The organism is Virgisporangium aurantiacum, assembly GCF_016863635.1.
Lineage (GTDB): Bacteria > Actinomycetota > Actinomycetes > Mycobacteriales > Micromonosporaceae > Virgisporangium > Virgisporangium aurantiacum.
Map to the genome: position 1 here is coordinate 345,279 of NZ_BOPG01000024.1, position 15,404 is coordinate 360,682.

14 protein-coding genes are annotated in these 15,404 nt (G+C 74.8%); 5 read left to right on the plus strand and 9 right to left on the minus strand.

Going from position 1 to position 15,404, the window contains the following annotated elements; translation table 11 throughout:
* Positions 1-30: 30 nt before the first annotated feature.
* Positions 31-264 (plus strand): hypothetical protein, encoded by a 234-nt coding sequence (locus Vau01_RS20055; protein ID WP_203994982.1) that lies wholly within the window; start codon positions 31-33, stop codon positions 262-264.
* Positions 265-357: 93 nt separating this feature from the next.
* Positions 358-2,526 (plus strand): hypothetical protein, encoded by a 2,169-nt coding sequence (locus Vau01_RS20060; protein ID WP_203994983.1) that lies wholly within the window; start codon positions 358-360, stop codon positions 2,524-2,526.
* A gap of 8 nt (positions 2,527-2,534) precedes the next feature.
* Here Vau01_RS20060 and Vau01_RS20065 read toward each other — a convergent pair whose 3' ends face one another.
* A complete protein-coding gene (locus Vau01_RS20065) occupies positions 2,535-3,863 on the minus strand; it encodes an aminotransferase-like domain-containing protein (RefSeq protein ID WP_203994984.1) in 1,329 nt (442 codons plus the stop codon).
* A gap of 204 nt (positions 3,864-4,067) precedes the next feature.
* On the opposite strand from Vau01_RS20065, the gene Vau01_RS20070 reads away from it, so the two are divergent.
* On the plus strand, positions 4,068-5,516 hold the full coding sequence (locus Vau01_RS20070; RefSeq protein ID WP_203994985.1) for an MFS transporter: 1,449 nt from the start codon (positions 4,068-4,070) through the stop codon (positions 5,514-5,516).
* Complete coding sequence (locus Vau01_RS20075) at positions 5,513-6,613, plus strand: lipase family protein (RefSeq protein WP_203994986.1); 1,101 nt, start codon at positions 5,513-5,515, stop codon at positions 6,611-6,613. Before Vau01_RS20070 ends, Vau01_RS20075 begins: the two co-directional genes overlap by 4 nt.
* Before the next feature lie 26 nt (positions 6,614-6,639).
* Here Vau01_RS20075 and Vau01_RS20080 read toward each other — a convergent pair whose 3' ends face one another.
* From Vau01_RS20080 to Vau01_RS20115, 8 genes are all read right to left on the minus strand, one after another.
* A complete protein-coding gene (locus Vau01_RS20080) occupies positions 6,640-7,452 on the minus strand; it encodes an MBL fold metallo-hydrolase (protein WP_203994988.1) in 813 nt (270 codons plus the stop codon).
* 1 nt (position 7,453) lies between these two features.
* Positions 7,454-8,497, minus strand: a complete 1,044-nt coding sequence (locus Vau01_RS20085) for a hypothetical protein (protein ID WP_203994990.1) — start codon at positions 8,495-8,497, stop codon at positions 7,454-7,456.
* 34 nt (positions 8,498-8,531) lie between these two features.
* Positions 8,532-9,170: a DUF4937 domain-containing protein gene (locus Vau01_RS20090; RefSeq protein WP_203994991.1), complete on the minus strand. Its 639-nt coding sequence runs from the start codon at positions 9,168-9,170 to the stop codon at positions 8,532-8,534.
* A complete protein-coding gene (locus Vau01_RS20095) occupies positions 9,149-9,700 on the minus strand; it encodes a 3'-5' exonuclease (RefSeq protein WP_203995199.1) in 552 nt (183 codons plus the stop codon). The genes Vau01_RS20090 and Vau01_RS20095 overlap by 22 nt, the downstream gene beginning before the upstream one ends.
* Positions 9,700-10,230 (minus strand): AAA family ATPase, encoded by a 531-nt coding sequence (locus tag Vau01_RS20100; protein WP_203994995.1) that lies wholly within the window; start codon positions 10,228-10,230, stop codon positions 9,700-9,702. The genes Vau01_RS20095 and Vau01_RS20100 overlap by 1 nt, the downstream gene beginning before the upstream one ends.
* A 96-nt stretch (positions 10,231-10,326) precedes the next feature.
* The gene (locus Vau01_RS20105) at positions 10,327-11,733 is read right to left on the minus strand and encodes an RNA-guided endonuclease InsQ/TnpB family protein (RefSeq protein WP_203994998.1); all 1,407 of its coding nucleotides are present in this window, start codon (positions 11,731-11,733) and stop codon (positions 10,327-10,329) included.
* Between the two features lie 119 nt (positions 11,734-11,852).
* Positions 11,853-13,388: a protein kinase domain-containing protein gene (locus Vau01_RS20110; protein ID WP_203995002.1), complete on the minus strand. Its 1,536-nt coding sequence runs from the start codon at positions 13,386-13,388 to the stop codon at positions 11,853-11,855.
* Positions 13,385-14,113 (minus strand): FHA domain-containing protein, encoded by a 729-nt coding sequence (locus Vau01_RS20115; protein WP_239151717.1) that lies wholly within the window; start codon positions 14,111-14,113, stop codon positions 13,385-13,387. Before Vau01_RS20115 ends, Vau01_RS20110 begins: the two co-directional genes overlap by 4 nt.
* Positions 14,114-14,214: 101 nt before the next feature.
* Here Vau01_RS20115 and Vau01_RS20120 point away from each other — a divergent pair, with 101 nt between their 5' ends.
* Entirely contained in the window at positions 14,215-15,378 is a 1,164-nt protein-coding gene (locus tag Vau01_RS20120; protein ID WP_239151718.1) for an SH3 domain-containing protein, read from the plus strand.
* The last annotated feature ends 26 nt before the right edge of the window (positions 15,379-15,404 follow it).

A 15,404-nucleotide genomic window follows, 5' to 3' on the forward strand; every position in this document is an offset into this window, starting at 1 on the left:
TCGATCAAGGCCCTGCGTATCCTCGGATCCGTGGACACACTGATCGGGCTCGCGGTCGTCGTCGCGGGGTTCGCGCTGGCGATGTGGCTGTTCGCCCGCCTGGCGGCGAGGATCCGCCGGCAGGGGATCGGCACGGCGCTGATGGGCCCGGTCGAGGAGGTGTGGAAGCCGTCGAACCGGCGATACCGCATCGAGATCGAGGCCGAGGCGCAGACCTACGTCCCGATCGAGGCGCCCGGCGACCGGCGCCGCCCCGGGTCGTAGGCCCCGACCGGCGGCCGGGCCGGTCGGTTGCCCGTCGCCGGTGTCGGGACATTGACGCATTGCACCGAGATTCGGGATGGCATCATCCGGTGCATGCGGGTGCAATTACTGGCCTCGGCGGTCCGCGCGCTGGAGGTCGACGGTGACCTGTCCGCGAGCCGGGTCCGGTTCGACGCCGCCTTCCGGGCCGCGACGGCCGCCGCCGATCCCGAGGCGACGGCCCTGGCCGCGCTCGGCTTCGGCGGCATGTGGGTGCACGAACAGCGCTCCACCACGGGCGCGGCGCTGGTGGAGAGCCGGCTGCGGCACGCGCTGTCGGTGGTCGACCCCGGCACGACGCTCGCGCTGCGGCTGCGCGTCCGGCTGGCGGCCGAGACCGACTACCGGGCCGGCACCCACGAGGACGTGCTCGCCCTCCTCGCGGAGGCCCGGGCCGGTGCCGACCCGGTCACGCTCGCCGAGGCGTTGAGCCTGGCCCACCACTGCCTGCTCGGCCCCGCCCACGACCGGCACCGCCTCGACCTCAGCGCCGAGCTGATCGCGCAGAGCCTCGTCACCGGACGCCGGTCGGACCAGCTCACCGGCCTGCTCTGGCGCACCGTCGACCTGTTGCTGGCCGCCCACCCGCACGCGGAACGGTCGTTGGCCGAACTGCAGGCCGAACTCGCGCGCACCGACCACCGGGCGATCCGGTTCGTCGAGCGGGCGATCGCGGTGATGCTGCGGCTGCGCGAGGGCAGGTTCGCCGACGCCGAGGCGCTCGCGGCCGTGTGCGCCGAGCACGGACACCGCGCCGGCGACGTGGACGTCACCGGTTGGTACGGCGCCCACCTGATCGCGATCCGGTGGTTCCAGGGGCGGGCGGCGGAGCTGGTCCCGGTGCTCGCGCACCAGGTCAACTCGCCGACGTTCAGCGCGGTCGACAATTCGCACCTGGCGGCGCTGGCGGCCGTCCACGCGATCTCCGGTGACGCGCGTCAGGCCGCCGCCGCCCTCGCCCGCCTGACCGGCGACGACCTGGGCGCCCTGCCCCGTTCCAGCAGCTGGCTGGTGACGATGTACGGCGCCGTCGAGGCCGCCGACGCCCTCGGCGACGCCGACACGGCCGCGGCCGCGTACCGCCTGCTCGAGCCGTTCGCGCACATCCCGATGATCGCGAGCCTCGGCGTCGCCTGCTTCGGCTCGACCCAGCTGGCCCTCGGCGTCGCGTCCCTGACCACCGGCGCCGGCGACGCCGCCGTCCGGCACCTGCGGGCCGCCGTGCGCGACAACTGGGCGCTCGGCCACTTTCCCGCGGTCGCGCTGAGCCGGTGCCGGCTGGCGGAGGCGCTGGCCCGCCGCGCCGGGCCGGACGACCTCGGGGCGGCCCGGCGCGAGCTCGGCGTGGCCCGGCAGGAGGCGCGCGGGCTGGGGATGGCGCTGCCGAAGGCACCGCAGGCCTTTGTCGCGGCGGCGGTCCACGCCGAGCGTTCCGTGCCGGCCCGCACCACCGCCCACTGCACCGCACGCGGCCCCGGGGGTGGCGCTGGGAGTGGTACCGGGAGTGGTATCGAACGCGGCGCCGGGCACGGCAGCGGGAGCGGCGCCGGGAGCGGCGGCGGGCACGGCGGCGGGCACGGCGGCGGGCACGGCGCTGGCAGCGGAAGCGGCCACGGCAGCGGGCACGGGAGCGGGCGGCACGGTGGGCGGGTTGCCGTCACCTGCCGGCGGCACGGTGGGCGGTGGCGGGTGGAGTTCGGCGAGCGGGCGGTGATTGTCGCCGACAGTGTGGGGATGTCGTATCTCGCGATGCTCACCGCCAACCCGGCGACGGAGATCGCGGCCGTCGAGCTCGCGGCCGGTCGCGGACTCCTCGACCGCGCCGCCGGCGACCGGATGCGCGGCACCGGGACGGACGGGCGGATCGCCGCGTCCGGATCCGCGCAACCGGTCCTCGACGAGGTGGCGTGGCGGGACTACCGGCGCCGGCTGGCGCACCTACGGGCCGACATCGACGCGTCCGAACAGGCCAACGACCTGGCCCGGGCCGAGCACCTCCGGGCCGAGCAGGCCTGGCTGGTCGACGAGCTCGCCACGGCCACCGGTCTCGGCGGCCGGCGCCGGCAGTTCAGCGGCGCCACCGAGCGGGCCAGGGTGTCGGTCGGCAAGGCCGTCCGGCGCGCGATCGACCGGATCGGCCAGTGCGACCCCGTCATCGCCGACGAACTCCGCACCGGCATCAGCACCGGCGCCCACTGCCGCTACCGCCCATCGTCGGCCTGAGCCGCGGGTCAGAACGTGACGCCGCCTTCCGGGGCGCTGCCGGCCAGGCGGGCGAGGACGCACAGGGCGTGGTCCAGGGTCGCGGGGTCGGGGGAGGAGTTCGACAACCGGACCGCGTTCGGCACCCGGCCGGGCGGGACGGCGAACGCGGCGGCCGGGCTGATCGAGACGCCGTGGCGGGCGGCCGCCGACACGAACGTCTCGGCGTGCCACGACCGGGGCAGCCGCCACCAGGAGTGGTACGCCGCCGGGTCGCCGGTGATGTCGAAGCCGGCCAGCCGGTCCAGGACGATCCGTTGCCGGCGCACGGCGTCCACCCGTTTCGCGGCGATGATGCGGGCGGCCGTGCCGGACGTGATCACCGCGCGGGCCGCCGCGAGCGCGAAGCCGGTCGCGGCCCAGGTTCCCGACCGGACCGCGAACGCCAGGTCGTCGACGAGCCCGGGCGGCGCCACGACGACGCCGAGGTTCAGCCCGGCCGCGACCCGCTTGGACAGGCTGTCGACGTGGACGACGCGGTCGGCGGCGTGCGCCGCGAGCGGCACGTCGTCGCGGAGGAAGCGGTTCACGCCGTCCTCGACCGCGACGAGGTCGAGGTCGTGCAGCACCCGCGCGACCGCGGCGCGCCGGTCGGGCGGCATCGTGACGCCGAGCGGGTTGTGCAGCGACGGCTGCAGGTAGACCGCGCGCAGCGGCGCCTCGGCGTGGACGCGGGCGAGGTCGGCCGGCACGACGCCGTGCCCGTCCATCGGGACCGGCACAAGCGTGACGCCGAGGTGCGCGGCGACCGACCGGACGACGGGGTAGGTCAGCTCCTCGACGCCGAGGCGCTCGCCGGGCGGCACCAGGGCGGCGACCGCCGCGGCGATGGCCTGCCGGCCGCCACCGGTGAACAGCACCGCGCCGGGGGCCGGCGTCCAGCCGGGGCCGGCGAGGAAGGCGGCGAGGGTGTCCCGGTCGGCGGCGGTTCCGGCGACGCCGACCGGGCCCAGGGTGGCGGCGAGCCGCTCGGGCGCCAGGAGGGGGCGGAGGGCGTCGGCGAGCAGGGCGGGCTGCTCGGGCAGCACCGGAAAGTTCGCTTCAAGATCGATCAGGGCGGATTGCTCCGAGATCGGTGACGGCCCGGACGGGGCCGGCCGCACGTAGGTGCCCCGGCCGACCTCGCCGCTGACCAGCCCGCGGCGGACGAGTTCCTGGTACACGCGGGCGGCCGTGGAGGCGGCGATGCCCCGGCTGTCGGCGAACCGCCGCTGCGGCAGGAGCCGACCGCCGGGCGGCAGGGCGCCGGAGCGGATCTCCGCCTCCACGGCGTCGGCCAGCAGCCGGTAGTCCTCCACGCGGGTCTCCCGGGTCAATGCTCCGAGTGCAATTTTCCGGACAGCGGCGATGGTCGCACCGGGTTCGGCGGGGTGTCAATCCGGTCGGCAACGGCGCAAACGGGTCGGCGTCGGCAACCGGACACCCCGGCCGCGGGGCCGGGCTGGAACGCGATGGAACGCCGCATTTCCACGAAACGCAAGGAAGGCAGAACAGGAGACCCCGTGACAGGGCTCGAAGTGACACCGCTCGAAACGCAGGGCCGCCACATCGGACGGCGGCTCAGCGTCTTCGCGATCCCGCTCGTCTGCGTCGCCCAGCTCATGGCGACGCTCGACGTGACGATCGTGAACCTCGCCCTCCCGGCGATCCAGCACGACCTGGCCCTGTCCAACGCCGGACTGGCCTGGATGATCGACGCCTACACCCTGGCCTACGCGGGCCTGCTGCTCGTCGGCGGACGCACGGGTGACCTGATCGGCCGGCGCCGGACGCTGTTGACCGGCATCGCGATCTTCACCCTCGCGTCGCTGGTCGGCGGGCTGGCCGGTGACCCGGCGGTCGTGCTCGCCGCCCGCGTCGGCCAGGGCGTCGGTGCGGCGCTGGCCACGCCGACGACGCTGTCGATGATCACCACCCTCTGCCCGCCCGGAGCCCGGCGGACCCGCGCGATGGTCGCCTACGGCGCGATGGCCGGGCTCGGCATCACCCTCGGCCTGGTGCTGGGCGGGCTGCTGACGCAGGCCGCGTCGTGGCGCTGGGTGTTCCTGGTGAACGTGCCGATCGGCGCGGTGCTGCTGGCCGCCGCGCCCCGGGTGCTGCCCGAGTCGACCGGGGTGCGCCGCCGCGTCGACGTGCCCGGCGCGCTGCTCGGCACCGCCGGCCTCACGGCGCTGGTGTACGGCGTCATCCGGGCCGGGACCGACGGGTGGGGCGACCGGCTGTCGCTGCTGACGCTCGCGGCGGCGGTACCGCTGCTGGTGGCGTTCGTGGCGGTCGAGGTCCGGGTCGCCGAGCCGATGCTGCCGCTGGCGCTGCTGCGTCACCCCGTGCGGCTCGGCGCCTACCTGATCGCCGGCCTGCTGTTCGCGTGCCTGTACCCGTCGTTCTTCTTCCTCAGCCGGACCCTGCAGGACGTCCTCGGCCAGCGTCCGGTCGAGGCCGGCCTGCGGTTCCTGCCGCTGGGCGTCGGGGTGCTGCTGTTCGCGGTGCTGACCCGCCGCCTGGTGCAGACCGTCGGGCCGCGGGCGCTCGTGCTGGGCGGCACGGCCGCCACCGCCGCGGCCGCGCTGGCCCTGGCGCTGCTCGACCGGAACAGCCCGTACGTCGGGCTGCTGCTGCCCTGCCTGGTCGGCCTCGGCACCGGGGTGGGCGTCACCTTCGTGGCGAACGCGGCGGCGGCCATGACCGACGTGGCCGAGCCCGACGCCGGCATCGCCTCCGGGCTGCTGAGCACGTTCCAGGCGGTCGGCGGCACGCTCGGCGTCGCGGCGCTGGCGGCCGTCGCCGCACGCGTCACCGAGAACCACGCCGGATCGACGAGCTCCGAATCGATGAACGGGGCGCTGCTGGCCGGCTTCGCCCCCGCGTTCCTGATCGCCGGCGGCCTCGCCGTCCTCGCAGTCCTGACCGCGCTGCTCACGTCTCCCCGTACCGAAAGGACATCCCCGTGACGATTCCACCGAGTGAAGACCCCTTCTACGCGCCCGTCGCCGACCCGGGCCGGCCCGGCGGGGTGCTGCGGAAGCGGACCGTCACCCTTCCGGTCGGTGTTCCGGTGGACGCGCATCAGGTCGTCTACGGCTCGACCGGCGCCCGCGGCCAGGCGATCGCCGTGTCCGGCACCGTCCTCGTGCCCCGGGCGGCGTGGACCGGCCCGGGCCCGCGCCCGATCGTCAGCTACGGCGTCGGTGTGCACGGCCTGACCCGCGACGCCGCGCCCGGTCACCTGATGCGGCTCGGCGAGGAGGCCGAGGTGGCGCTGTTCGAGCCGCTGCTCGCGCGTGGCTGGGCCGTCGCCGTGACCGACGGCGACGGGCACGGCATGCCCGGCCCGCACACGTACGGCGCCGGCCTTCCGGGCGGTCACGCGATGCTCGACGTCGTGCGCGCGGCGGTGCGCGTCCGCCCGGACCTCGACCGCGCCGCGCCGGTGCTGCTGTGGGGCTACTCGGAGGGCGGCCGCAACGCCGCCTGGGCCGCCGAACTGCACCCCGGCTACGCGCCCGACCTCGACCTGCGCGGTGTCGCGGCCGGCGGGGTGCCGGCCGATCTGCGGGCCGTCGCCGAGGCCATCGACGGCGGACCGTTCTCCGGCCTCGGCCTGGCCGTGGTCGTCGGCCTGTCGCACGCCTACGGGGACCCGGCGCTCGAGGCGGTCCTGACCCCGGACGGCCGGCGGGCCGCCGCCCGCGCCGCCGGCCGCGACGTGGTGGGCCTGATCGTCGAGCACCCCGAGCCGCTGCGCCACCACACCGGCCGCGACAACGCCTGGGAGGACCCGGCCTGGCGGGTCCTGCTGGACCGCGAACGCAACGGCCGCGGGCGGCCGCGGGCCCCGCTGTACCTCTACCACGCCCCGGCCGACGAGATCGTGCCGGTGGCGGTGGGCCGCCGCCTGCTCGCCGACTACCACGCGGCCGGCGCCGACGTCGTCTGGGCCGATGTGGCCGCCGGCGACCACCTGACGGCGGGCTTCACCGGCAGCCGCGCCGCGATCGACTGGCTCACCGCCCGCGTGAACACGGCGGTGATGTCCCCGGCGGGCTGAGCCCGACCGACCGCCGGCAACGCTACCTACCCACGCGGGCCGGCGTGTCGCTCGTACTCGACGGGATCGTGGGCGCAGAACACGTCGACGCCCGCACGGTGGGCGGCCCGCAATCTGTCCACTGTGGTGAGTCGGGCCGCGCGATCGGTCTGGGTGCTCGTCTCCTCGATCCGGATCCCCAGCGGCACCCGGGCCGTCCCGTCGATCGTGACCCGGTGGAAGTACGCGTCCCCCGCGTGCAGCAACCATTGCCCGGCGTCCGTCGGCACGGCCACACCGACATGCCCGGCGGTGTGGCCGGCCAGGCGCACCAGGCGGATCTCCGGCCAGGACCCGTCCAACGGCCGCACGGAGGCGAAGCCGAACCAGTCGTCGCCGTCGACGTCGTGCAGCGCCCAGCGTGGTTCGTGCGTCCACAAGCTGGGCCGGTACCGGTTGCGGTCGGCCAGGCCCCGCCGGACCTGCGCCGCCCGATGCTCCGCGGCGTGCACGTGCACCTCCGCACCGGGAAAGTCCGGCAGGCCACCGGCGTGGTCCGGGTCGAGGTGGGTCACCAGGATGTGGCGTACGTCGTCCGCGTCGTACCCGAGCGCCCGCACCTGGCTGACAGCCAGCTCGGCCGGGTCGAACGCCGGCCGGGCGGTGCGCACGAACATGCCACCGACCGCCACGGCCGGATCGGCGAGCGCGCCCCGCCCGAACCCGCTGTCGACCAGGACCAGCCCGTGGTCGGTTTCGATCAGCAGGCAGTGGGCAACCAGGCGGGCGGGCCTACCGCCGCTGATCAACCGGCCACCGATCGGGCGCATCGTGCCGCAGTTGAGGTGATGTATCCGCACCTCACCATCCTCGCGCGGAACCGGACAGAAGCGCCGCCGCGAGGGCCTCGGACGGGTACGGGGCGGAAAGGTCGCCGGCGATCAGGCGTTCGTGGAACGCGCCGAGGACGGTGGCCACCGGCGCGTGGCGGGTGGCCACGGTCGCGGCCCACGGCGGCAGGTCGGGGAAGCCGGCGTCGGCCTGGGCCGCCACGTAGCCGTGGCAGTCCGGCCAGGGAACGCCCGCGGTGTGGTGCACCAGCCAGTGGGTGAGGTGCGTCGCGACGTGGCACCGGTCGTAGTCGCGGTGCCGGCCGAGGAAGTCGCGTTCCTCGCCGGTGAGCGTGAAGTCGGCGGCCAGGGCCAGCCCGAAGTCGGCCAGGTAGAGGCCGTGGCCGTCGGTGAGAACGTTCCAGAAATGCGCGTCGAAGTGCACGATTCCCTGCGCGGCAAGGAAATCGGTCGCGGTGCTGAGCCCGTCTTCGACGAAGGAGACCGCCGCCGCGGCGGCGCGTGGGCCGTCCGCCACGCGTGCCTTCAACCACTCGTCGACCGTGAACGGGATGTGCTCCATGACGACCACGACAACGGCCGACGCCGAGTCGATCGCCGCCATCCGGGCGCGTACCGCCGGCGAATCGCCCCAGCGGCCCAGGAAGAACTCCCGTTCACGCGCCGGCATCGGCTCCGGCGGGCGCGGCAACACCCGCCAGTGATGGACGACGGGGAACCCGCCGAACGCACCGTCGAGTACCCACCGGGTGGTGCGCTCGTGGACGGCGATCTCGCGCCAGGTGCCGAACCCGGCCGAGCCGATCCCGTACTGGTAGTAGGTCGGAAGGTCGAAGATGTTGCGGGTGTCGCGTTCCCGCTCCCGGTCGGTGAGCGGTATCGCCTTGGCGAACACCCGCGTACCGGCGATGTCGAACGTCGTCGTGGCGCCGCCGATCCCGGGGGGACCCGGCGTGGCGGCGTCGAGCAGGGCGACGATGTCGTGGTCGTCGAGGCGGGCGAGGTGGTCGGCCACCGCCCGGTTCGCGGTGACGCGGTCGAGGTCGGCACGCACCGGACCACTGTGGCAGGGACGCCGCTACGACGCGTCACATTTTCGGCGGCCGAAGCGGCTGATGCGGCTGAGGCGGCGACACGGTCCAGGCCGGTACGAGGTCGACGAGCGCGCCGGTGACCGCCGCGAGGTCGTCCGCGGCGGCGGCGCGCTCGCGGAGAGCCGGGAAGCGGTCGGCGACGTAGCGAGCATGGTCGATGGCCGTGCGCCAGTGGGTCAGGACCAGGAACTCCGCGTCACCCCGTTCGGCGAACGCGCCGCCCACCATTCCGGGGGCCGCGGACATGCCGGGGTTCCACACCTCGGCCTGGGCCCGGACGAAGTGGTCGCGCCGGTCCGGCCGCACGTGGCAGTGCGCCAGCCGGAGCACCGCCGCGTCGGCATCCGGCAACAGGCCCGCGCCGATGGTCAGGCGGTGCGAGAACACGCGCACCGACGCCGACTCGTACGTACCGGCCTGGCCGGCGGCGATCCGGTCGTGGACCCCGTCCATGAACGCCCGGTACGTCACCTCGTCCGCCCAGCAGCCGACGACGTGCGCGGCACCGCCGCTCCAGCCGCCCCACTGCCCGCCGAACCCGGGACGGCCGCGAAGATCGGCCCAGCCGCGCTGGCCGCGGTCGAAGCCGTCCCGGTCGGTGACCGCGCAGGTCACCCACTTGATGAGGGCCACGCGTCCGCCGCGATCAGCTGCAGGACGAGCGCCGCGATGTTCCACGCGTCGTCGCCGCCGTTGTGGTGCCGGCCCTCCAGCGGCAGGCCCGCGCGGGCGAGCGCCCCCGCCATGCCCATCGGCCGCCGGCCATGAGCAGTGGCGAACGCCGCCTTGGCGTTCACATGTTCAGCAGAAAAGGGATAGGGGACGCCGGAGGCGGCGCACTGGCGCTGGAACTGCTTGCGGTCGTAGTCGCCCCAACTGGTCCACGGGCGCGAACCGGCGTCGTGCCGCGAGACCAGCGCGGCGCATGCCTCGGCGAACGGCAGGCCGGCGTCGACCTGGTCCTGGGTGAGGCCGGTCAGCTCGGTGCAGAACCCGCTGACCCGTGACCGGGTGGGCCGCACCAGGATCTCGTCGCGAAGCACGCGGGTGCGGGCGTCGACGTCGACGACGCACACGCCGATCGCGATGATCTCGTTGACCTCGCCCGCGGGCGGCGGCCCGGCCCAGCAGGTCGCCTCCACGTCGACGACGTTGAGCAGCATCACGCGGCCGCCAGCACGAGGTCGGCGAGCTCGGCCGGGGTGTGCCTGTCGCCGGCCAGAACGAGGGTCTCGGCGGGCAGGTGCGCGCGGGCGGCGACGCAGCGCTCGACGTTGCGCAGCCGGAACTCCCGCGTCTCGTCGGCCTGCTCGACGCCGTCGATGATCACCTGCTCGACGATGCGGCGGCGCACCTCGTCGGCCGGCACGTCGAGGAACACGTGCAGCAGCGGGACCTTCGCCGCGGCGAGCGCGTCGAAGATCTCGTCGCGATACGCCGCGTTCACCAGCGTCATCGGGACGATCAGCGGCCGGCGGTACTCCTCCCACAGTCCGATCGCGAACTCCGCGACCATCCGCCGCCACAGCGGAAGGTCCTGGAAGTCGTGGCTGTCGGGGGCCGGCACCCACTTGGTGAGCAGGTAGCCGACGTACTCCGGGTCGTAGTCGAGCGCGTCCGGCAGGCGCGACTTGAGCTCCTCGGCCAGCGTCGACTTGCCGGCCCCGAACGCGCCGTTGATCCAGATCAACATCCGCCAGAGCCTAGTGCTGTGACCACAAACGTTGGCCGGGTTGGGGCTGGTGTTTGTGGTTCCTCGTCCGTGGGTGCGGTCGAGCGACTCCCTACCTCATGGTGGGTGGGGCGGGCCACAGCCGGCCGAGGGACCCTGTTCGCTGCTGACGGTTACCGGTGTTGGTGGTGGTCGGCGGCGTGGGTCACGCCGGGACGGTCCGGCACCGGGCAGGTGCCGTCCGACTCGACGATGCGTGACCATCCCGGGCACCAGCACCCCGACCGCGGCCGCGAGGGCGGGGTCGGTGGGGTCGGGCGTCGGGGCGGTGGGTGCGCGGCCCGGGGTTCGGGTCGCGATGGTGGCCGCCGCGACAAGGTCGCGGTGACCCGACTTTGCGCAGTACGGGCAGGTCAGTACCCTGCCCCGAGGTTTGGGGATCCGCCGGCGGCAGCCGACGCTGGGGCAGGTGGAGGAGGTGCCGCGTTCGTCGACCAGATGCACGACGATCCCGGCCAGGGCGGCCTTGTCCTGGAGCACGGTGATGGCGCGGCCGATCTGCCACTGGCGTAGCCGCAGGTTGTGCCGCCGCCCCGCCGTCACCTCCAGCACTGCGCGGGGATCGCCGACGGTCAGGGTGCCGACCCGGTGCTGGACGGCCCAGCCGATCACGGTTTTGGCTGCTTCGTGCTGGGCCTGGCGGACCCTGCGCCGGTGCCGCCCCTCCACGATCCGGGCGCGGCGGCGCATCTTGCGCCAGCGGCGGGATCCCCGTTGGCCGGGTTTCGCGGCGTGGGTGGCGGTGGCGCGGCGGCGTCGTTTGGTGTCGACCAGGTGCATGCGGTGTTCGGCCCGGACCGCCCGCCCGGACACCAGCAGCCCGGCCCCGTCGGGCCCGGCCACGGCGTACGGGTGGATGATGCCCAGGTCCACTCCGGCGACCCGGCCCGGATCCGGCTGCGCCCCGGGCAGGTAGGTCGCGACCGGGATCTCGGCGGTCACGTCGAGGCACAGCCGGCCGTCGACGTAGGCCAGGGTGACCGACCGGACCTGCGAGGCCGGGAATGGCACCGGCCGGTCCAGCCGCAGCCACAACGGCGCACACCCGCGGGCGACCGGCAGCCGCACCCGCCAGCACCCTCCCTCCGGCGCAGGCGGGGTGAGGGCGAAGGTGCCGTGGTAGTACCGCACCGGCAGCAGCGACCGGCGCCGCCGCGGATACCGCACCTCGGCATGGCCGTCGCGGCGGCGTTTGACCGTCGAGAACCACGCATCGGAGTACCGGCGCAGCACCGACCGGGCACCGGTCGTGTCCAGCTCGGCGAACGTGCCCGGCCCGGCCGCGGCCAGTTCACGGCACAACTCCTGATACGACACCACCGGCGCAGCGTTGTGGCGGCGACGCCACGCATTGATCTCGATAGCGCAGGCCCACACGTCACCGGCCGACCGCAGCAGCCCGAAACACCGCTGCCGCTGGCTTCGGGTCAGCCGCAGCCCGATCCGGGCGGTGCGATGCACCACCCGCGCTGCGACCGGATCCCGACGACGAGGCACAACATCAACCCCACCACACCGGTACGACAGGAACCGCCAACGACACCCATCAACGCCCGAACCCGGCCAACATTTCCGGCCAGAGCCTAGCGTCCCGGGCGGTACCGCTCGTGGTACTCGCCCACCCGGTCGACGTGCGCGCGGAGGGTGGACGGCACCCCGCCGGCGGCGACGACGGTCGAGGACGAGGTGCGGTACGCCGCGGCCAGCAGCAGCGCCGGATCGCCCGGCACCCCGGCGATCCGCGGCGAGAGGTAGCACAGGAACCGGCCCACGGCCGGGATCGACAGGGCCGGCGGGAACGGCGGCGCCGGCGGGTCCGGCTGCGGCCGCGGCAGGTAGTGGGCGAGCACGCGGGGCGTCCAGCGGGCGATGCCGTACTCGTCCCGGGCGGGGTCGCTCAGGTCGGGGTCGAAGTCGCTCTCGACCTTCAGCATCGCGGCGACGAGCGCGGGGGACAGTCCCGGTGCGTCGCAGGTCGTTCCGGCGGTGACGATCAGCTCGCGGTACTGCGCGGGAATGCCGACCCCGGTCCGGAGCAGGTCGGGCCGGTATTCGGCGGTGGCGGTCGCCGCCGGGGTCGCGGTCGACAGTGGACGCGCGGCAGCGTCGCCCGCTCTGCGCGCGTCCCGGATGAGCGGGACCGCCACGGTGACCGCCGCGACAACAGCGACCACCGATCCCGCGAGCAGCCCGACCCGGCCGCGCGGGCGCCGAACGGGCGTACCGCGGCGCAGTTCGCGGATCCGGACGAGCAGCGATCCGGTGTCGTGGCGGCTGCGGGCGGCGTGGGTCGGTGCGAGACAGTCCCGGATCAGGGTCCGCCAGCCGGGCGGGACGGCGTCGGGGAAGCCCAGCTCGCCGGCGTGTCCGGCGGCGGCCAGCGCCCGGGCCCGCGATCCGGCGCCGGGGAACGGATGCCGCCCGGTGAACAGCATGTACGCGGTGACGCCGAGGGCCCACACGTCGGCCGTCGGCCGGATCGCGAGCCCGTGCTCGCCCAGCCGCTCGGTCCACCGTTCCGGCGGAACGTAGTCCGGCGACGCGATCGGCGGCAGGTAGCCGTGCGTCCCCTCGAGCTCGGCGGTCAGCCCGAAGTCGGCCAGCCGCACCGACCCGTCGGCCATCAGCAGCACGTTGCCGGGCTTGAGGTCGCCGTGCACCCAGCCGTGCGCGTGCATGTGGGCCAGCCCCGCGCAGATCTCCTCGACCAGGCGGCCGGCGTCGGGTGCCGGCGCCGGGCCGGAGCGGAGCAGGTCGGCCAGCGACCGGTCGGCGCGTTCGAGCACGAGCACGGTGGCGCCGTCGAGGTCGGGGTGGTCGGGGTCGTCGATCGTGCGCACCTCGAAGCACCGGATCAGGCGCGGGTGCGGGCCGAGCCGGTGGGCGCGCACCTCGCGGGAGGCCATGTCGCGCAGGTGGTTGACCTGCCGCGGGGTCACGGTGCCGGTGGGCAGGACCTTGAGCGCCACCCGGTCGGGACCCGGCGGCGGCTCCGGCCCCGTCCACCGGGCGTCGTAGACGCTGCCCCAGCTTCCGGTCGCGATGCCGGCGGTCACCGTCCAGCCGCCGACCCGGTACCCGGGTGGCACCCGCACCGCCCACGCCCCCGTGGTCGTCATGCCGCACCCGGCGGGAGGAGGCGCAGGTGCTCCTCCCGCACCAGGTCGAACCGCAACGCCAGCGACACCAGCGCGGCGCGCTTCGTGTCCAGCCGCTCCGGATCCTGCTTGACGCGCAGCTTCGTGCGGGCCAGGTAGTCGATGTGGAACGTCACCGCCGCCACGGTGAGGTCGCCGCACGTCGGCAACGGACGCAGGCGGGCCACCACCCGTTCGATCGTCGGGATCGCCACCAGCGACTCGTCCCGCAGCCGGGGTTCGCACAGGGCCACGAGCACCAGGAAGTACTTCGCGGTCTCGTCGAGGGCGAACGCGCTCAGCGTCCGGTCGCCGCCGGGCGGGTGGGCGGCCGACCGGTCGACGAACGCGTGCATCGGCGCGAACACGTGGAACGTCACGAACTCGCCGCGGGCCGGGATGACCACCCGCGAGATCTCGAACGGCACCGGCGCGGCGTAGCGGCCGGGTGGCACCTTCACGTGCTCGCCGGCCCCCTCCGGGTTGTCGACGACGTAGGTGATGTCGCGGCTGAGGTTGGTGAGCGTCCAGTGGTCGCCGGCGGCGGCGATCTCGCCGGCCAGGCGCGGCACGGCGCGGTCGGCGAGCACGATGTCGACGGGCAGGTCCGGCGCGCCGCGGCCGAACCGGGCGACCCCGCCCGGCCCCAACCGCACCGTTTCGGCCGGCCGGCCCGGGCCGCCGATGTGGATGAGCACCGTGTCCACGCGCTGCACTCCCCGTGATTCCGGCACCGACCTTACCGCCAATGACCGTCGATGTGCGGCTCCCTCAGATCTCTGAGGTTCCCCGCCCGCCGATGCCATGGGTGAATGTCGATGTGACACACCGTTTACTTGTTCGGATCGCCGCGGTGGCGGCGTGCGTCCTGCCGATCGTCGCGTCGTCGGCGGGTCCCGCCGCCGCTGCCCCGGCACTGGGACCCGGCGGGGCGCCCGCGATCGTGGTGCCGGCCGGGGTGACCGCCGCGGTCGCGGTCTACGACCGCAGCACCGGCACGTTCACCGAGCAGCGGGACACCGCGCTGCAGGTGCGCGCCGCCTCCGTGGTCAAGCTGCTGATCGCGCTGGACTACCTGTGGAACCTCGGCCCGGACTACACGGTGCCGGCCGCCGACCGCACCCGGTTCGACGCGATGCTGCGCGGCAGCGACGACGCCGCGGCGAGCGCGTTCTGGTCGCGCGGCGGCGGAGCGGCGATCGTCACCCGGATGGTGGGCCGGCTCGGCCTGGTGAACACCGCGCCGCCGCCGGCCGGCTACCCCGGCTACTGGGGCTACGTGGCGCTGAGCGCCGCCGACACCGTCACGATCTACCGCTACATCCTCGACTCCGCGCCCGCCCGCGTCCGCACGCTGATCATGGACAACCTCCGGGCCGCCACCCGGTGCGCGTCCGACCGCTACGAGCAGTACTTCGGCATCCCGGAGGCGTTCACGAAGCCGTGGGCGATCAAGCAGGGCTGGTCGGGATTCGGCACGCCGCCGCCCACGGTCTGCGGCGCCGTCGCGGCCGCGGGGGCCGCGGACGCGTCGGCGTCCGCGGCCGCCATCGACCTGACGAGCGGAGCACTGCACTCCACCGGAACGGTCGGCGCCGGCGACCGGGCCATCGTCGTGGTGTTCACCCTGCACCCGGCCGGCACGTCGTTGGTGACCGCGCGCAACGCCCTCACCGCCGTCACGCGGTCGCTGCGGGTGCCCGGAGCGGCCGCGGCCGCGCCGAGCCTGTGGGTCGGCACCTGGGGCAGCGGGGTGCGGGTGCGCACGGGTCCCGACACCGCGACCGCGCCGGTCGGCACCGTTCCCACCGGCGGCGACGTGCGGGTGGACTGCCAGCGCCGCGGCGCGGAGGTGGTCGCCGGCGGCTACCGCAACGACTGGTGGGCGCACCTGCCGGAGTTCGGCGGCTACATGACCAACATCTACGTCCGGACGCCCGGCAACACGATTCCGGGAGTTCCGGAGTGCTGAGTCCCCAACCCCCAGGGAGGTCATCC